General features: G+C 72.1%; 14 protein-coding genes and 1 riboswitch. Of the genes, 2 read left to right on the forward strand and 12 right to left on the reverse strand.

What is annotated here, in order from left to right:
• Positions 1–269 precede the first annotated feature (269 nt).
• From gcvP to ABD54_RS19375, 9 genes are all read right to left on the reverse strand, one after another.
• Positions 270–3164: an aminomethyl-transferring glycine dehydrogenase gene (gcvP, locus tag ABD54_RS19335; protein ID WP_047870932.1), complete on the reverse strand. Its 2895-nt coding sequence runs from the start codon at positions 3162–3164 to the stop codon at positions 270–272.
• Between the two features lie 98 nt (positions 3165–3262).
• Positions 3263–3352, reverse strand: a riboswitch (glycine riboswitch).
• Positions 3353–3583: 231 nt separating this feature from the next.
• The gene (locus ABD54_RS19340) at positions 3584–4072 is read right to left on the reverse strand and encodes a MerR family transcriptional regulator (protein WP_082166906.1); all 489 of its coding nucleotides are present in this window, start codon (positions 4070–4072) and stop codon (positions 3584–3586) included.
• 464 nt (positions 4073–4536) lie between these two features.
• Positions 4537–5010, reverse strand: coding sequence for a bifunctional nuclease family protein (locus ABD54_RS19345; RefSeq protein WP_047870924.1), 474 nt, complete (start codon positions 5008–5010; stop codon positions 4537–4539).
• A gap of 170 nt (positions 5011–5180) precedes the next feature.
• Positions 5181–5723: an FHA domain-containing protein gene (locus tag ABD54_RS19350; RefSeq protein WP_013152508.1), complete on the reverse strand. Its 543-nt coding sequence runs from the start codon at positions 5721–5723 to the stop codon at positions 5181–5183.
• Positions 5724–6348: 625 nt separating this feature from the next.
• On the reverse strand, positions 6349–8850 hold the full coding sequence (locus ABD54_RS19355; RefSeq protein ID WP_047870933.1) for a mannose-1-phosphate guanyltransferase: 2502 nt from the start codon (positions 8848–8850) through the stop codon (positions 6349–6351).
• Between the two features lie 200 nt (positions 8851–9050).
• Positions 9051–9806: a CDP-alcohol phosphatidyltransferase family protein gene (locus ABD54_RS19360; RefSeq protein WP_082166907.1), complete on the reverse strand. Its 756-nt coding sequence runs from the start codon at positions 9804–9806 to the stop codon at positions 9051–9053.
• 249 nt (positions 9807–10055) lie between these two features.
• Positions 10056–10979 carry an ArsA family ATPase gene (locus ABD54_RS19365; RefSeq protein WP_047870926.1) on the reverse strand — a complete coding sequence of 308 codons (924 nt, stop codon included), beginning with the start codon at positions 10977–10979 and terminating at the stop codon, positions 10056–10058.
• Entirely contained in the window at positions 10976–11281 is a 306-nt protein-coding gene (locus tag ABD54_RS19370) for a cory-CC-star protein (RefSeq protein WP_047870927.1), read from the reverse strand. The genes ABD54_RS19365 and ABD54_RS19370 overlap by 4 nt, the downstream gene beginning before the upstream one ends.
• 24 nt (positions 11282–11305) lie before the next feature.
• Positions 11306–13093, reverse strand: a complete 1788-nt coding sequence (locus tag ABD54_RS19375; protein ID WP_047870928.1) for a carbon starvation protein A — start codon at positions 13091–13093, stop codon at positions 11306–11308.
• Positions 13094–13216: 123 nt separating this feature from the next.
• On the opposite strand from ABD54_RS19375, the gene ABD54_RS19380 reads away from it, so the two are divergent.
• On the forward strand, positions 13217–14107 hold the full coding sequence (locus ABD54_RS19380; RefSeq protein WP_047870929.1) for a hypothetical protein: 891 nt from the start codon (positions 13217–13219) through the stop codon (positions 14105–14107).
• Between the two features lie 168 nt (positions 14108–14275).
• On the opposite strand, the gene ABD54_RS19385 is transcribed toward ABD54_RS19380, so the two are convergent.
• The 3 genes from ABD54_RS19385 to aroQ form a co-directional block, all read right to left on the reverse strand.
• Complete coding sequence (locus ABD54_RS19385) at positions 14276–15667, reverse strand: NAD(P)/FAD-dependent oxidoreductase (RefSeq protein ID WP_047870930.1); 1392 nt, start codon at positions 15665–15667, stop codon at positions 14276–14278.
• A gap of 108 nt (positions 15668–15775) precedes the next feature.
• Positions 15776–16693 (reverse strand): PRC and DUF2382 domain-containing protein, encoded by a 918-nt coding sequence (locus tag ABD54_RS19390; protein WP_047870931.1) that lies wholly within the window; start codon positions 16691–16693, stop codon positions 15776–15778.
• Between the two features lie 190 nt (positions 16694–16883).
• The gene (gene aroQ / locus ABD54_RS19395) at positions 16884–17327 is read right to left on the reverse strand and encodes a gamma subclass chorismate mutase AroQ (protein ID WP_235432112.1); all 444 of its coding nucleotides are present in this window, start codon (positions 17325–17327) and stop codon (positions 16884–16886) included.
• Between the two features lie 257 nt (positions 17328–17584).
• On the opposite strand from aroQ, the gene ABD54_RS19400 reads away from it, so the two are divergent.
• On the forward strand, positions 17585–18111 hold a 527-nt coding region (locus ABD54_RS19400), incomplete at its 3' end, for a DUF6309 family protein (RefSeq protein WP_235432113.1).

Here is an 18111-nt window from a genome sequence, read left to right on the forward strand (position 1 = left end):
GGTCCGGACGTCGTGGTCATGGTCTCCGCTTTCCATGGGGGTGGCGGGGTGGCGGACCGCGTGGCGGGAACGCGATCCGTGTCGCCGCAACTCTAACGCCTGCGGCGGCCGGGGCCCGGGGGTCCGCGCCGCGGTCCGCAACCCCGTTCCGTACCCCTCCCCCGAGGCCATGGAAAACAAAACGGACTTTTACGACGTAGATCTTTAAAGGTGCAGAAGAAGGGGCGCCGGCCCGGGAACCGGCGCCCCTCACCGCGGCCCGGGCCGCCCTACAGCTCGAAGGCCTCCGGCGGCGGGCAGGAGCAGACCAGGTTGCGGTCCCCGTAGGCCTGGTCGATCCGGCCGACCGGCGGCCAGTACTTGTCCGTGCGCAGCGACGACAGCGGGTAGGCCGCCTCGGCGCGCGTGTAGCCGTGCGACCACTCGTCGGCGGTCACGGCCTCCGCGGTGTGCGGGGCGTTGCGCAGCGGGTTGTCCCGCGCGTCCCACTCCCCCGAGGCCACCTTGTCGATCTCGCCGCGGATCGCGACCATCGCCTCCACGAAGCGGTCCAGCTCGGCGAGGTTCTCGCTCTCGGTCGGCTCCACCATCAGGGTGCCGTTGACCGGGAACGACATCGTCGGCGCGTGGAAACCGTAGTCCATGAGCCGCTTGGCCAGGTCCTCGTTGCTGATGCCGCTGGCCTTCTGGAGCGGGCGGACGTCCACGACGCACTCGTGCGCCACCAGGCCGCCCGCACCGGTGTAGAGCACCGGGAAGTAGGGCTCCAGCCGCTTGGCCAGGTAGTTCGCTGACAGCACCGCGGTCTCGGTGGCCGAGCGCAGCCCCTCCTCGCCCATCATCCGCACGTAGGCCCAGGAGATGGGCAGGATGCCCGCCGAGCCGAACGGGGCCGCCGAAACCGGGCCGACCCCCGTGTGCGGGCCCGCCTCGGGCTGGCCCGGGTGGTTGGGCAGGAAACCGGCCAGGTGCGAGCGGACCGCGACCGGGCCCACTCCCGGACCGCCGCCGCCGTGCGGGATGCAGAAGGTCTTGTGCAGGTTGAGGTGGCTGACGTCGGCCCCGAACTCACCCGGCTTGGCCCAGCCCAGCAGAGCGTTGAGGTTGGCCCCGTCCACGTACACCTGGCCGCCCGCCTCGTGGACAAGGCGGCACACCTCGGTGACGGTGTCCTCGTACACGCCGTGCGTGGACGGGTAGGTGATCATGATGGCGGCCAGGTCGCCGGCGTGCTCGTCGGTCTTGGCGCGCAGGTCCTCCAAATCGACGTTGCCGTTGTCGTCGCAGGCCACCACGGCCACGCGCATACCTGCCATCACGGCGCTGGCGGCGTTGGTACCGTGCGCGGAGCTGGGGATCAGGCAGACGTCGCGGTGGGCCTCACCGCGCGAGCGGTGGTAGCCGCGGATGGCCAGCAGCCCGGCGAACTCGCCCTGGGACCCGGCGTTGGGCTGGAGGGACACCGCGTCGTAGCCGGTGACCTCGGCCAGCCATGCCTCCAACTGGCGGATCAGTGCCAGGCTTCCGGCGGCCTGGTCCAGCGGCGCCAGCGGGTGCAGTCCGGCGAACTCGGGCCAGGTGACGGGCTCCATCTCCGCCGTTGCGTTGAGCTTCATGGTGCACGAGCCCAGCGGGATCATCGTGCGGTCCAGTGCCAGGTCGCGGTCGGAGAGGCGGCGCATGTAGCGCAGCAGCGAGGTCTCGCTGCGGTGGGTGGCGAACACCGGGTGGGTGAGGTAGTCCACCTGGCGGGACAGCTCGACGGGCAGGCGGTCGGCGTCCTCGTCCGCGCTCAGGCGCACGCGCGAGGAGCCGCGCTCGGCCTCGCCGAAGGCCGCCAGGACCTTCTCCAGGTCGGCCTCGGTGGTGGTCTCGTCCACGCTGACGCCGACCGTGTACTCGTCCGCGGCCAGCAGGTTGTACCCGGCCTCTAGGGCGGACTCCACGACGCGGGCGGCGCTGGGCACGCGCACGCGCAGGGTGTCGAAGTAGGCGTGGTGCAGGACCTCGAAACCGCGCTCGGCGAGCGCGTCGGCCAGGGCGGCGGTGCGGGTGTGCACCTGGCGGGCGATGGCGCGCAGGCCGTCGGGGCCGTGGTAGACCGCGTACATCCCGGCCATGACGGCGAGCAGGACCTGCGCGGTGCAGATGTTGCTGGTGGCCTTCTCGCGGCGGATGTGCTGCTCGCGGGTCTGCAGCGCCAGGCGGTAGGCGGGCTTGCCCGCGTTGTCCACCGAGACGCCGACCAGGCGGCCGGGGAGCTGGCGGCGCAGCTTCTCGCCGACGGCCATGTAACCGGCGTGGGGGCCGCCGAAGCCGAGCGGGACGCCGAAGCGCTGGGTGGAGCCGACGGCGATGTCGGCGCCCAGGTCGCCGGGGCTGCGCAGCAGCGTCAGGGCCAGGATGTCGGCGGCCACCACCGCGAGGGCGCCGCGCTCGTGGGCCTGGGCGACGATCGGGCCCGGGTCGCGCACGGCGCCGCTGGAGGCGGGGTACTGCACCAGGACGCCGAAGGCGTCGCCCTCGGGCAGGCCCCGGGACAGGTCGGCGACCACGACCTCGATGCCCAGGGGTTCGGCGCGGGTGCGCAGCACGTGCAGGGTCTGGGGGAAGACGTCGGCGTCGACGACGAAGACGTCGGCCTTGCTCTTGGAGGCGCGGCGGGCCAGGATCATGGCCTCGGCGGCGGCGGTGGCCTCGTCGAGCAGGGAGGAGCCCGAGACGGGCAGGCCGGTCAGGTCGGAGACCATGGTCTGGAAGTTGAGCAGAGCCTCCAGCCGGCCCTGTGAGATCTCGGGCTGGTAGGGCGTGTAGGCCGTGTACCAGGCGGGGTTCTCCATGATGTTGCGCAGGATGACCGGCGGGGTGAGGGTGCCGTAGTAGCCCTGGCCGATCAGTGAGGTGCGCACCTGGTTGCGGGAGGCCAGGTCGCGCAGCTCGGCCAGGGCCTCGGCCTCGCTCAGCGCCGGGGGCAGGTCCAGCGGCGCGCTGCGTCCGGGGCCGGTGAGGATGGACTCGGGCACGGCGTCGGCCATGAGTTCGGCGGTGGAGCCGTAGCCGACCGCCTTGAGCATCTCCTGGACCTCGGCGGGCGTGGGGCCGATGTGGCGGTCGGCGAACACCCGGGCGGGCGCGCTCGGGGTGTGCACGGGCTGGTCTGGCACGGAGACCTCCTGGTGACAGGGCCGAGTCGGGTCGGCGGTGTTCCTCACGGTCTCCCCCTCTGTCACCGGGCACGGGGGTGCCCAGGCTTCAGAGCGGCCTCCTCCACGCGGTCCATGGTGCCTGAGAGGTTACTGGGGAGTATTGCCCCGTCGGCGCCCCGTTGCGGGGTCTCTCTCGCGCGGTGTCGACAGCCAGCTGACGATCTGTACGTGTGTACAAGCAGGGTGAATGTCGTTTTTCATCCCTGTTGTGACTACGACCGTACTCGATCGTCGCCTGGGGTAGCGCTCTCGGGCAGGCGTTTCTCGCACATCACACCGAGAGCCTGGAGGTTCCTCCGAATAACCGCGGCCCCGAAGCGCCCGCGCCCCGGCCGGCTCGCGACCGCCCCGGGGGCTTTTGGCGGCGCCTGTCGGTCTCAGCCGGTGCGGCGCTCCCGGCGGCGCCTGGCCAGCTCGTCCACGGGCTGGGGCGGGGCGGCGGGCAGGTCGGCCCGCTCCTCCGCGGGCACCACGCCCAGAGCTTCCTCCACCTCGCGCCACACGTTGCCCAGCGCCAGGCCGAACATGCCCTGACCGCGCTGCATGAGGTCCACGACCTCCTCCGGGGAGGTGCACTCGTAGACGCTGACGCCGTCGCTCATGAGGGTGATGCGGGCCAGGTCGGGGGCGGGCCGACCGCGCAGGTGGTCGACCGCGGTGCGGATCTGCTGAAGGGATATCCCGGTGTCCAGAAGCCGTTTGGCGACCTTGAGCAACAGGATGTCGGGAAGGCTGTACAGGGGGGCGTTGTGGGCTCCGGTGAGCACGCTCGGCTCCACCAGGCCGGTCCTGGCCCAGTAGTCGAGCTGGCGGTAGCTGATCCCGGCGGCCGTACACGCCGCGGGGCCCCGATACCCGACGTCCATAGGCAGCGCCACCAAGTCCTCTTCGCACAGTAGGCCCTGCTGCCCCGCTAGCCGCAGCGCGGACCGCCTGTCATGGGGATCCCGCTTGCCGCTCGCTACCGCCACGCCGACCTCCGGCTTCTCGTCCCACGGCGGTCTCGACAGGGGATGTCCACTCAGGGAACGGGTGCGCCGTGGGTTCCACTGCACTGAAGGTAGGACGGCCGACCGGCAGCGTCAACGACACCGCGCGGCGCGTCGCCAAGTGCGCGCGGCGCCGGTGTGCCGGGGCCTCCCCGGTGGCGCCCGACGCGCAAGCGGGGTTTCGGCCCTGATCATCGCGACCATTTCCGTTACCCAATCTATCACCGGCTCCGCGGACGAAGCCGCAGGTCGGGGCGTGTCCTCCCCGGCGCGCGACATCACCGCGGCACGGGACCCGCGCCTGTGCGCGGGCCCCGGGGGGATGCACGTGCGCCACGAACCTACTCGGCGCGCCTGCCGAAGTCCTCGGGCGAGATGTTGTCCAGGAACTCCCGGAACGCCTCGACCTGGTCCTCCTGCTCGTCCGGTATGGGCATCCCGGCCTCGTCGATCACGTCCTCGTGCGCGTAGATGGGCGTGCCCGTCCGTAACGCCAGGGCGATCGAGTCGGAGGGGCGCGCGCTCACCTCCACGCCGTTGCTGAAGACCAGCTGGGCGTAGAAGATGCCGTCGCTGAGGCCGGTGATGTTCACCGTCTTGAGCCCGGTGTCCAGGGCGTCGAGGACGTCCCGGAACAGGTCGTGGGTGAGCGGTCTGGCCGGTGCGACGCCCTGCTGGGCCAGCGCGATCGCGGTGGCCTCCACACCGCCGATCCAGATCGGCAGGTAGCGGTCGCCTTCGGATTCCTTGAGCAGGACAATCGGCTGGTTCGAGGGCATCTCAACACGGACGCCGACGACCTCCATGTGCTTCACAGCGTCTCCGTCCCACGAGTCGTGATGCCGGATGGGCGCTCGTCCCTGCTCCCGCTGCGGATCAGGACCCGAGGGCGAAATCGGCACCCTTCGTTACAAAGCTCTCCGGCGGCGGGGGGCCGCAAACCTCATCGGCCCACCCGCCGCTCCCGCGGCCGTCCCCGCGCCGGTCAGCGGCGCGGTTTGGTCAGCAGGACCATCCGGAACTTGCCGATCTGGATCTCGTCTCCTCCGCCGAGCTGGGCCTCGTCGACCGGCTCGCGGTTGACGTAGGTGCCGTTGAGGCTGCCCACGTCGCGGACTCCGAACCCGTCGCCGCGGCGGAAGAACTCCACGTGGCGCCGGGAGACGGTGACGTCGTCCAGGAAGATGTCGCTGTTGGGGTGGCGACCGGCGGTGGTCACGTCACTGTCCAGCAGGAAACGGCTCCCGGCGTTGGGGCCGCGCCTGACCACCAGCAGCGCCGTGCCCGGCGGCAGAGCGTCGGGGTTGGCGGGGTCGTCGCCGCCCAGTTCGTCGCCGGACTCCTCCTCTTCCAGGGCCTGTATGCCCGAGAGGGAGATGGTGGACGTGACGTCTCCGCCGGAGTCCCTGCCAGTGCCGGGTCGGGGGCCCTGCTGTTCGGCTCTGCGGATCGGGGTTCCGCAGTGGGAGCAGAAACGGGCATCATCCGCAACGGCGTGACCGCACTGCGTGCAGTAAACGCTCGACATAGGTCGGCTCGGCCTCCTACCGCACGGGGCGGTGCTTGATTGGGCTGATCGGTGGCACGTACCGGGCGTCGGGCGGGCGCTGGGCCCGCACGCCGTCCGTTACGGGGTGAGGCGGCCCGCTGTCGCGGCAGCGGTGCGCCTCACGCGGTCGGTCGCTAGGTCTCATCCCCCGTGTCGCACTCCTTGTCACCACCGGTGAGGGTGTCCGCCGTTGCCGGGATACCCGGTCCGGTGGGCGACGCGGCGCTTCGGGGAACACTCGACTTTAAACCATATCCCTGTCCAGGAAGGGTTTTGCTCCTCCCCCGCCCGCTGTGGACGACCCGCCTGGAACGGATCGCCGAGTGGTGTGCCCGTCGTCGCGGAGGGTGTCCGGCGACGGCGGAGGGCCGGGTCGGGGCAACACGCCTGTCCTGGTGCTGATGCCGTGTCGGCGGGTTTGGTTCTCCACGGATCCCCCTGGATTCGCACCGACTTCGCCGAACCGCCACGACCTGCCTGTATGCCCATTTTAACCCGCGGGGTCACGCACGGTAGGGCCCGCGCCCGCGCACCGTGCGTGACACCGGGGCCACGCGCCGCGCGGGCGCGGACGGAGGACCCGTCCGCGCCCGCGCGGCCAGCCTCAGCCCTCGGCCCGTTCCACGACGGCCGCCCACTCGTCCAGCAGACGGTGCGCGGTGTCGGAGTCGGGACCTTCAGCCCAAAGATGGGTGACGGCCTCCGCGGTGTCGGGGAGGACCAGGGCCCAGCTTCCGTCCGGCTCGATCACCCGGACGCCGTCGGTGGTGTCGAGTTCGCGGCCGCCAGCCGCCTCCACGACCGCGCGCATCACGCTCCCCTTGACCGCCCACGGGGTGGGCACCGAACGGCGCAGCAGGTGCGCCCGGGGGATCGTGCGGTCGATCTGGCTCAGCGAGCGGCGGGTCCTGGCCACCAGCGACAGCAGCCGCACGAAGGCGGCGATGGCGTCGCTGGTGGGGCTGAACCGCGGCACGATGAACCCGCCGCGGCCGTCGCCCGCGAAGATGACGTCTTCCTGGGCCTGGACCGCCTTGGTCAGCTCGTCGGTGGCGGTGGCCGTCCAGTGGACCTCGACCCCGTGCGAGGCGGCCACGGTCTCGGCGACGCGGGTGGTGGTGACGGGCAGGGCCACCGTCCCGCTCCCGTACTCGGCGCAGACCAGCTCCAGGACGACCAGCAGGGCCCGGTCGTTGTGGACCAGGTCGCCGCTCTCGTCCACGATGGAGAGCCGTTCGGCCACGGGGTCGAAGCGCACGCCGAAGTCGGCGCCCGACCCCGAGACCAGCTCGCCCAGCCGCGCCAGGTCGCGGTTCTGCTTGGCGACGGTGTCGGTGGGCGAGGACTCGTCCAGCCGGTTGTTGACGGTGAGCACGTCCACGCCGATCCGGCCCAGCAGGGAGGGCAGGATGAGCGAGCCGCTGCCCCCGGCGCAGTCCACCACGACCTTGAGCTCGGCCTCGGCGACTCCGGATGTGTCCACCTTGCGCAGCAGCTCGTGGGAGTAGCTCTCCACGTTGCGCGACGGGAAGGTCAGCTCGCCGATCTCGCCGGGGAAGGCCCGGCGGTACTCGGCGCGGGAGAAGACCCGGTCGAGCTTGCGCTGGGCGCCGGGCGACAGGTCGGCGCCGTCGCCGTCCAGGAACAGGATGTCGACCGACTCCGGGTCGCCCGGGGTGGTGCGCACCGTGATGCCGCCGCTGACGCCGCTCTGGGAGGTGTGGAAGCGGGCCACGGGCAGCGGCACCACCTCCAGGTCGCGCACCTCGATGGCGGCCGCCGTGAGCGCGCTGATGATCGCGCGCTTGAGCGTGCGGGCGGCGCGCGAGACGTCACGCGAGGTGGTGACGATCGCGCCCTTCTTCAGCGTGGTGGCGTAGGCGTTGGCCAGGCGCACCGCCAGTTCCGGGGTGATCTCCACGTTGATCAGGCCGGACACGCCCCTGGGGCCGAACAGCGAGCGCTGCCCGCGCGACTCCCAGATGACGTTTGTGCTGACCACCGCACCGGCCTCGATGGTCTTGAACGGGTAGACCTTGACGTCGTTGTGCAGGTAGGCCTCGGACTCGACGACGCAGTCCTCGCCCACGACCGCGCCCTCCTCGATCCGGGCGGCCGCCATGACGTCGGTGTTCTTGCCGATGACGGCGCCGCGCAGGTTGGCGCCGCGGCCGATGAACACGTTGTCGTGCAGGACGGTGCGGTGGGCGAAGGCCTCCGAGCGCACGACGGTGTTGCTGCCGACCACGGTGAACTCGCGCAGCTCGGCGCCCGCCTCGACCTTGGCGTAGTCGCCGATGTAGAGCGGGCCCTTGAGGACGGCCTCGGGGTGGACCTCGGCGCCCTCGCCGACCCACACCCCCGGCGAGACCTCGAAGCCGTCGATGTCCACGTCCACCTTGCCCGAGAGCACGTCGGCCTGGGCGCTGAGGTAGCTCTCGTGGGTGCCCACGTCCTCCCAGTAGCCGTCGGCGATGTAGCCGTAGATGGGCTCGCCCTCCTCCAGCAGCTGGGGGAAGACGTCGCCGGACCAGTCGACGACCTCGCCCGCGGCGACGCGTTCGAGGACCTCCGGCTCCATGATGTAGATGCCGGTGTTGACGGTGTCGGAGAAGACCTGGCCCCAGGTGGGCTTCTCCAGGAAGCGCTGGACGCGCCCCTGCTCGTCGACGATGATGATGCCGAACTCCAGCGGGTTCTCCACCCGCTTGAGTCCGATGGTGACCTTGGCGCCGCTCTCGCGGTGGAAGCGGACCATGTCGGTCAGGTCGATGTCGGTCAGGGCGTCGCCGGAGATGACGATGAAGGGCTCGCCGCGCAGGTGCTCCTCGGCGTTCTTGACGCTGCCCGCCGTGCCGAGCGGGACCTCCTCGGCGACGTAGCTGAGCTTCATGCCCAGGTCCTCGCCGTCGCCGAAGTAGTTGCGGATGAGCGTGGCCAGGAACTGCACGGTGACCACGGTCTCGGTGAAGCCGTGCTTGCGCAGCAGGCGCAGCACGTGCTCCATGATGGGCTTGTTGACCACCGGCAGAAGCGGTTTGGGCTGGTTGGCGGTCATGGGGCGCAGGCGGGTTCCCTCGCCGCCCGCCATCACGACGGCCTTCATCGGAGGCGCGGCGGCCTCCGGGGTGGTGTCTGCGGCCTGGCTCATCGCCGGTACCTCCGTGCCACTGGGCCGCCGGTGCGTGCCGCGGGGGGATGGTGTTCGGAGCGCACGCCGTTGCGGGCGGCGGGACATGTTCTCATGCGGAGACGACACTCCCTCTCGATCCGACAGGACTCGTGGTGAGCCGGTCCGCGTGCGGATCAGGGGCCGGTCCGCCCCTGGTCCGGGCGGCCCGGTCGGTCCGCGTCATCGGCGGCCGCGCCGGGGTCGCCGTCAGCGGTCGCCGGTGCGGCTGGACCGAGTCGGTCCCGGGCGTGACCGCGTACGGGGTCGCTGTCGCCGACGGCACCGGGGCCGCCGGTGCGATCAGCGCCTTCGTCGCGGCGGGTCTGGGCCATCAGGCGCAGTCCCTGTACGGCGTAGAGCAGTCCGGCCCACCAGTACAGAGCAGTTCCCCAGAGCGCGAAGGCCCAACCTATAATCCTCGCCACATCTGCGGCGATCGTGGCGTAACCAGCGAGGAACAGGAGCGGGAAGGAGTACAGGAGGCACAGCGTGGCGGCCTTGCCCGCGAAGTTGACCGGCAGGGGCCCGTAGCCGAAGTGGCGCAGGAGCGGCAGGGCGCCAAGGATGAGGACGTCGCGCAGCACGAGGATGCCCATGAGCCACCAGGGCACGATGCCGCGGATGACCAGGCCGAGCAGGGCGGCGAAGATGTAGAGCCGGTCCGCGAGGGGATCGAGCACGGTCCCAAGGCGCGAGGTCTGATTCCAGGCGCGGGCGATCTTGCCGTCGAGCCAGTCGCTCAGGCCCGCCAGGGCCAGCACGAGCAGGGCCCACCAGTCGGCCTGGGGCACCAGCACGAGCCACAGGAACAGGGGCACGCCCAGCAGACGGAGCATGCTCAGTAGGTTGGGAACCGTCCAGACGCGGTCACTGACCGCCGGGCTGACCACATCGCCCCCCGCCGTGTGTCTGCCTTCTTGCGCGGATCGCCCCATGGCGCCAACGATAACGGGCGGGAGGGTCGTTTCCCGCCATCGTGGATCCACCCGCCCTGGTCGGAGGGCGGCCGCACCCCGATCGTACCGTGTACGCTTTGCGGCCTCCCCGGCCGCGACCCCTCACCACCGTCCAACGCGGGGCGGCCCGGCGGGGTTCCCCGGCCGGGGCCCGGCCTCCCCTCCCCGGCCTCGGGCCTGCCCTCAACGGGCGGCGAGCAGGGCGGCCAGGCGGCGCAGGCGTTCGGGACCGGTGGGCTCGGCGTCCTGGAGCGGGACCTCCACCGTTCCGAGGCGGGCGAGGAGATCGCGGGTGGCGGCCAGTGCCTCGGCGGTGTCGGGTCCCGCGCCGTCCCCGGGCGGGATCTGGTTGACGACCACGGGGGCGAGCCGGAACCCGGCCCCGGTGAGCTGTTCGACGGCGCGGGCGGTCTCGGCCAGCACCATGCGGCGGGGCAGGGTCACCAGGCGCACCAGGGCGTCCTCGCGCAGGCGTTCGGCGGCGCGCTCCAGGCGGTGGCGGCGCGCGTGCAGGCCCTCGGTGAGGGGGTCGCCCTCCTCCCGCGAGCCGCCGACGACGTCGGCGAAGGCCTCGGCGCGGCGGGCCCGCTCGCGCTGGCGGGTCAGGCCCACCACCCAGGGGGTCAGGAGCGTCGGCAGGTTGAGCAGGCGAAGCAGGTGCCCGGTGGGGGCGCTGTCCACGACCAGGGCGTCCCAGCGCGGCCCCACCTCCTCCATGCGGTCCACGAGCAGGTCGGCCAGAGCGGACTCGGCCATGCCGGGACTGGCGCCGGCCTGCTCCAGGTGGCGGCGCACGGCGGGCATCACCTCGGGCGGGACGGCCCGCTCGGCGTCTCGGAGCACCTGGGCGATCCGGCGGCGCACGGCGGCGTCGGCGTCGGGCTCGGCGGCCCACAGGCCGGGGGCGACCGGGACGGGCTCGTCCCCGAGCCGTGCCTCCAGGGCGTCGCCTAGCGAGTGGGCGGGGTCGGTGGAGAGCACCAGCACCCGCTGCCCGGCGTCGGCCAGGGCCAGCGCGTGCGCGGCGGCCAGGGTGGTCTTGCCGACCCCGCCCTTGCCGCCGAAGAAGGTGATCGGCGCGGCGGGGCCGGTCGCGGACTCGGTCAACAGCAGCCTCCGGGGGCTCCGAAGTCCCTGCGGCCCATCCTCCGGTGCCACTCGTGCAGGTCGGCGACCATGTAGGGGATGAGGTCGAGGGTCTCGTAGGCGACGGGGTTGTCCACTCCCAGGCTCTCCAGCATGAGCAGGGCCCGCAGGGTGTCCTGCTGGGTGCGGGCCTCGCGTCGGCGCGCGTGCCCCCAGCGCGCCTCGAAGACCTGCTGGTGGAAGTCCTCGAAGCGGCGCCAGGCGGCGACGGCGCGGCGCCAGGCCCCCGGCGGGGGCCCGGCTCCGGTGCCCGGTGCGCTCACGGGGCGGCGCCCCGGGCGCGGCGGTTACCTGACCTCACCCTCGTCCCTCCCGGCGGTGGTCTCCTCGGTCTCGGCCTCGGCCACCGGCGTGCTCTTGCGCGCCTTGTTCAGTGCGATGGCGGCCTCGGCCATCATCCACAGGGCCAGCAGCAGGATGACGCCGTCCAGCGGCGCGAGCAGGAAGGTCTGCATCGCGTCGCCGGAGACCGCGAAGTCGCGGAGCTGGATGACCAGTGCCCAGACGGTCATGGCCGCCAGGAACACCAGCGGGACGAGGATCATGACCGGGTTGCGGTGGCGCTTGGTGACCCACACGGCGATGACGGACAGGGCCAGGCCCGCGGTGAGCTGGTTGGTGGTGCCGAACAGCAGCCACAGGGTGCCCACGGCGAAGTCGCCCGGGACCAGGGTCAGGGCGAGGGGGATGAGCACCGCGATGAGCGTGGCGACGGTGATGTTGCGGGCCAGGAAGGACATCGCCCTGTGCGGCGCGGTGCCGGTGGAGAAGCGGTCGGCGGCGATCGTGGCGATCTCCTGGATGATGTAGCGCTTGAGCCGGACCGCGGTGTCCAGGGTGGTGACGGCGAAGCTGACGATCACCAGTGCGCCGAAGACCAGTGCGGTGGCCTCGGGGACGCCGATGTTGGAGGCGAAGCCCGCCACGCCCTGGACGAACATGCCCTGCGGGTCGGCGGAGGCGGCCTCCCAGTCGACGTACAGGGCGCCCCACTCGGCGCCGCTGTTGGCGGAGTAGACCATGACGCCCGCGGTGCAGGCCAGGATCGAGCACAGCGCCAGCGTGCCCTCGCCCAGGGAGCTGAGGTAGCCGACGTAGCGCGCGTCGGTCTCCTTGTCGATCTGCTTGGAGGTGGTACCGGAGGCGACCAGGCTGTGGAAGCCCGAGACCGCGCCGCAGGCGATGGTGATGAACAACAGCGGGAAGATGGGCGGGGAGCCGGCCGGGGTGTCGCGGAAGAGCGGTGCCGCGATCGTGTCCATGCCCACGATCACACCGCCCATGATGACGAGCAGCGCCACGATCATCTGCTGCTGGTTGATGTAGTCGCGGGGCTGGAGAAGCAGCCACACCGGCAGACGGGAGGCCACGAACGCGTAGGCGAACACGATCACGATCCACAGCAGGTTCTCCGCGATCCCCGTGGCCTCGGCGACGGGCGCGAGGCTGATCGGCAGGATCTGCCCCAGCGGGATGCAGGCGTAGACCAGGAGCAGCGCGATGATCGAGGGGAGCAGTGCGGCGGTGCGGCGGCGGTAGACCACCTGGCCCACGGCGATGGCAAGCGGGATGGTGACCAGGGTGGGCAGCACCGCCTCGGGCGTGCTCACGAACAGCCCGGCGATGACGATGGCGAACACCGCGTTCACCAGGGTCACCAGGAAGAAGATGATCAGCAGGAACAGGATGCGCGCCCGGGACCCGATGACGTCGCCCGCCAGGGTGCCGATGCTGCGGCCCTTGCTGCGCAGCGAGACCACGATCGAACCGAAGTCGTGGGCGCCCGACCCGAAGACGGTGCCCAGGATGACCCAGAGCAGGGCGGGCCCCCAGCCCCAGAACACACCGATCGCCGGGCCGACGATGGGCGCGGCTCCCGCCACGGAGATGAAGTGGTGCGCGAGGACGATGTGCTTGTTGGTGGGGACGTAGTCCACACCGTCCTGGAGCGTGTGCGCGGGCGTGGTGAAGGAGGGATCGAGGGCGTAGACCCGTTTGGCCAGGTAGGCCGAGTAGAAGCGGTACGCCAGCGCGAAGATCGCCAGGGTGCCGAGCAGTACTGCTACAGCGGGCATCGGGGATTTCCTTCTTTCCGGTGTGCGGACCGGGTGGGCGGGAGCCGGGGGTGCTCTGTCCAGGAGGTTCGGGTACAGTCCCGAGAAATTAACATGAGTCACACATCACAGAAAAGGAAGTATGTGGAAGATTTCGCCACGGTCTGGCGGCGTTCGGCCGTCGGTGAGCTCTCCTGGGTGACCCCGCTGGGGCTGCCGGTGAGCGTCCCTGTGGTGCCGCTTTCGGACGGGGGGACTCCGTGCGCGGCCCTTCCGATGGCCCACCTGGACCTGGTGGACTCGCTCGGCGCGCGCGCCGCGTTCAGCCTCACCTCGCCCGTGCCGGGGACGGACACCGGCCTGGTGGGGGCGGGTCCGGTGCGGGTGCGGCTGGACCCGGGGGGCCGCCTGTTCGGCCGCGACCTGGTGGAGCAGGAGGCGGCCAAGCACCCGCCGACCCGGTTGCGCGCGGGGAGCCTGATGGCGCGCAAGGAGAACTGGTGGTGGATGGCACGCGCCCTGGTGACCCTGGTGGGGACCGATCGGGTGGAGGCGGTGCGCAGGCGCGACCGCTCTGAGGACGCCCTGCTGGTGCGCGAGTGGGGCGCGGGCTCCGGGACGGACGTCGGCGCGGACTCGGACGCGCCCGCCACGGACGGCGGGCCGCGCGCGGACGCGGGTGCTGACGTCGGCACGGGTGCGGACGTGCGCGTGGACGTGGTCACCGCACGGGACTGGTCCGCCGGTCCGGGGCGGAGCGTGGAACTGTGGTCGCGCGACGGCGGCGACCTGTCCGGCCGGGGCGGCCGGGCCCTGGTGATGGGGCACCAGGCCAGCCCCGACTTCGAGCGCTGGGAGCGCTGGACGCGCACCGGAAGGCTGACAGGGCAGACCCTGGAAGTCATCGGCTCCGACGGCGGCCCCGAAGCGGACCCGCGTCCCTTCCGTCTGCTGGAGCGGCTGCGCAACCACCGCGAGGTGGAACGCGCCTGCCGCGCGGGGATCCGGACCGTGGAGAGCCGTCTGGGGCTCTGACCGGTGCCTCCGCGGCGGTCGGGGCGCGGAGCTCCGACCCCGGCTTCTCCGGCGGCGCGGAGCACGAGGGGCTCCGGCGGGAGGCCTCGGTCCCGGGCCCCCTGTCGGCCCGGACACCGCCGCCCGCGCTCAGGCCCCCGCCCCGCACGCGGACGCGCCGCAGCGGTCTCACAGCTCCAGGATGCGCTCGGCCTCCCTCCGGCCCGAGAGCAGGGCGCCGTGCACTGTGGCCGTGTGCTCGGTCTCGGTCGCCTCTCCCCCGAAGAACAGCCGTTCACCGACCGGCTCGCCCAGCGCAGCCCGGTCCTCGTCCCCCGACCCCACGGCGGTGAAGGAGAAACTGCCCCGGGCGAACGGGTCGTCCATCCAGTGGGTGAGGTGGTGGCCGACGGGTTCGGGCACCTTGCGGAACAGACCGCGCAGCGAGTCCAGCGCGTGCGCGACCACGCCGTCCTCGTCCCTCTCCTCCAGGAACCGGGCCGCGTTGCCGCCGTTGCGGCAGACCAGGATCGGCGCACCCATGACCCGTTGCCCGGCGTACCAGTGGAACCACGTCCCCTCCTCTGTCCCCAGGTGCACCAGGACCTCGGCGTCGCCCCAGAAGACCTCCTCGAAGCGCAGGAACAGCTTCTCCAGGCGGCCGCTGCCCAGGCGACGGACGGCACCGGCCTTGTCCTCGGGCAGCGCCGGGTCGAAATCGACCCCTCCGCCCTTGAGCACGCCCAGGGGCAGCGTCACCAGGACCCGGTCGGCGGTCAGGGTCTCCTCCCCCTCGGGTGTGTCCACGCGCACGCCCGCGCCGTCCCCGTCGTGGAAGACCGACAGCACCACGTGCTCCAGGCGCACGTCCAGCCCCCGGGCCAGGTAGTCGGTGACCTGGGCCATGCCGTCCGGGAAGACAACGTCGTCACCGCTGAACTCGTGCAGGGCCCCCACCGCGGTGAAGGCGACTTCGTCGGCGTCGGCGCCGTGGTCGCCCTCCACGAGGCGGTGCACGATCTCGTTGGCGTCGCGGGCCCTGGCACGCACCAGGTTGGCGTCGTAGAGGGCCTGCTTGATGCCCTCCTCCATCGACTCCTGCGGCGTGGCCCCGACGTTGTCCCAGTACATGTGCTCGTGCAGGAGGTTGACGTCCTCCATGTTGCGGCGGTGGCGGTCGAAGAGCAGCCTGCGGCCCTTGGGGTCGTAGGCGGTCTCGGTGGAGCGGTTGAACACGGTCGTGCGGACGCCGATCTCGCGGACCAGACGCGCGAAGGGGTTGTTCTCCTCGCCGCGTATCCAGGAGGCGCCCACGTCCAGGGTGGCCGTCGTGCCGTCCCACTCGCGCAGGGAGTGGACGCGACCGCCCAGGCGGTCGCGGGCCTCCACGACGGTGACGCGCTCGCCCTCCTCGGCGAGCCGGTCGGCGGCGGCCAGCCCGGCGACGCCCGCGCCCACCACGATGGTGTGACCGCGCCCGGGCCCGGCCTCGCGCCCGCGCGGCGGGGACACCCTGGCCGGTTCCCTCTCCTCGCCCTCGTCCCCGACGGTCTCCTCGCTGACGTCCCCGGGCTCGGTCATGTCCCTCCCCCTCCGTGTGGGCGCGCGACAGCGGCGCGCACGCGTCGTCCCCGGACCGTGTGTCCGGGGACGGCTCCGGCCCTGACCTGGCTCGGCCGCACGACCGGGTCAGGCGTTGGCGGGCGGCTCCCCCTCGTCGTCCTCCATCTCGACCCGCTCTCGGCGGCGCTGGCCCTGGACGTGCTCGTCGCGGGTCACGTCGCGCTTGCGGACGTGGATTTCCTCGACGGGGACCTCTTCCTTGGAGACGACCGGGCGCTCCTCGTAGAGCGTGAAGGTCTGCTCCTCCTCGCCCATCTCCCGGGGCTCGCGCACCGAGGAGGGGTCGTCCACCGGGCGGCGCTCGACCTGGAGCTCGTCGTGGTGCAGCGGGACCGTCTCGTCGAACTGCTCGGTCTCGACGTACTTGTGCATGCGGGCGTGGCCGGCCTCGCGCCGTTCCACGCCGATGTCCACGCGCTCCTCCGAACGCGTCATCGAGATGTCGTCGCGCTCGTCCGCCATGGCGGGACCGCGGTCGCGCACAGCAGCGTCGCTGTCGCCCGCGGCGGCGTCTCGGTCGCGCATACCGGCGTCGCGGTCACGCATGGCGGCGTCACCGGCCATGCCTCCCGCCGCGCCTCCCGCCGCACCCCCGGCCATGTCCTCCCGGCCCGCGGTCTGCGTCCCGGGGCCGGGTCCCATCTCGGTCTCCTCGCCGCGCATCGGGGGGCCGCCGTGCTGCGCGTAGTACTGGCGGACCGTCTGCTCCTCCTCGGGAGAGATGTGTCGGTCGGCGTCGACGTGCGGGGCGTCCTTGACGACGGACTTGTCGTAGGGGACCCGGATGTCCTCCTCCACGGGCTGGGAGCCCTGGAGCGGGATGAGGGTCTCGTGCCTGCCGAACAGGCCGGTGTGCACGGACACCCAGCTCGGCTGATCGGTTCTGTCGTCGAGGTAGACCTGGTTGATCTTGCCGACGTTGTGGCCCTCCCGATCGAGGACGTGGTGCCCGATCAGGTCTGCGGGTGTGCGATCGCGTGCCACGATGTCCCCCTATTGGTTCGCGTGGTCGAGGGGCGGGCGCCCCAACGCTGTCCGCCCACCTCCTACCCGCCGTGAGCTGCGCGGACTAGCGGCTCACCCAAGCCGCTACCGAGTCCGGGGCAAGTGTTGGCGCGCCCATTGCCCGGGACGGTCGCGCGTTGACGGAACCGGGGGGTTCGACCCCTCGGGGTCAAGCGTCCTTGGTGTCGGCGGCGGCCAGCGCCTCCACCAGCGCGGGGGTGATCCGGTCCAGTTCGGCCCGCACCCCGGCCAGGTCCGGCGCGTGCTCCGGTCGCCGGTCGGCCTGCGCGTACCACTGGGCGTGCAGGCCGCGCTGGACCACCTTGCCGGCCTCCATCTGGTCGTGCGTGACAGCCACGGCGGAGGCCGGATCCGTGCCGAGTCCGGACGCCCGCCGCTCGACGGCGGCCAGGACCCGAGCCTCGCGTTCGGGGTCCTCGACGGGGTCGCCGGTGTGCCATTTGGCCGCGGCCACCAGCGGAGCGGTGTCGAGGCGGTCGGCGGACAGGAGCACGACCGCCTCCAGGCCGTTCGGCGGTGCGGACGCGGCGGTGGTGGAGGAGGCCAGGAGCAGGGCCGCGACGGCGGCGGCGAGGGTGGCTGCGGTGCGCATGGACGAGGGCCTCGGGACGAAGTTCGGAACGGCGGGAACCCGCATCCTATCCCTGTGTGCCGGGCCGTACGCAAAGGGTCACGGTCCGGTGTGCGCTACCTTTCCCGACCTGCCGTGCCCGTCTATCCTTCGGGCAGCGATAACCGCCTCGGCGACGGGTAGTGGCGGCCCCCGCGGTCGTCGGGCCGCCGCCGTCCCCGTGGTTCCCGAGCCCCCGTGAACTCCCGCCCCGACGGACCGACCTGAGGACCGAAGCCGTGCAGATCCTCGAACCCGTCACCCCAGACACCGTCCTCCGGCGCTTCCGCGCCACCCACCCGTTGGAGGACGAGGTCTCCCGCGCCACCAACACGTACGCCGAGAGCGCGCTGAGCCTGGCCACACGCCAGCTCGGCGGGGCGTGGCACCGGGTCGCCCTGGACCGCGCGGACGTCCTGTCCGTGCTCCTGCCCTGGCACACGGGCGAGTACGGGGAGCGCGAACTCGTCCCCCCGGCCGGGGCGACCGTCGCCGAGACCCTGCGCACGCTCACCGACTGGCGCCGGGAGTACCCCGCCAGCAACCCGGTCTGCTGGGGCAAGCTGGACTGGCACACCGGCGCGGCACACGCACCGCTGTTCCTGAGTTCGCGCGCCCTCGACCACCCCTTCTACGAGCGGCTCGAACGCACGACCGGGTCAGGCGTTGGCGGGCGGCTCCCCCTCGTCGTCCTCCATCTCGACCCGCTCTCGGCGGCGCTGGCCCTGGACGTGCTCGTCGCGGGTCACGTCGCGCTTGCGGACGT

This window comes from Nocardiopsis sp. RV163 (assembly GCF_001029525.1).
Lineage (GTDB): Bacteria > Actinomycetota > Actinomycetes > Streptosporangiales > Streptosporangiaceae > Nocardiopsis > Nocardiopsis dassonvillei.

Coding starts and splice junctions, on each gene's coding strand:
- ABD54_RS19340 (WP_082166906.1), bottom strand. CDS start 4,072: ATGGACGTCGGGTATCGGGGCCCCGCGGCGTGTACGGCCGCCGGGATC.
- ABD54_RS19350 (WP_013152508.1), bottom strand. CDS start 5,723: ATGTCGAGCGTTTACTGCACGCAGTGCGGTCACGCCGTTGCGGATGAT.
- ABD54_RS19355 (WP_047870933.1), bottom strand. CDS start 8,850: ATGAAGGCCGTCGTGATGGCGGGCGGCGAGGGAACCCGCCTGCGCCCC.
- ABD54_RS19375 (WP_047870928.1), bottom strand. CDS start 13,093: ATGCCCGCTGTAGCAGTACTGCTCGGCACCCTGGCGATCTTCGCGCTG.
- ABD54_RS19385 (WP_047870930.1), bottom strand. CDS start 15,667: ATGACCGAGCCCGGGGACGTCAGCGAGGAGACCGTCGGGGACGAGGGC.
- aroQ (WP_235432112.1), bottom strand. CDS start 17,327: ATGCGCACCGCAGCCACCCTCGCCGCCGCCGTCGCGGCCCTGCTCCTG.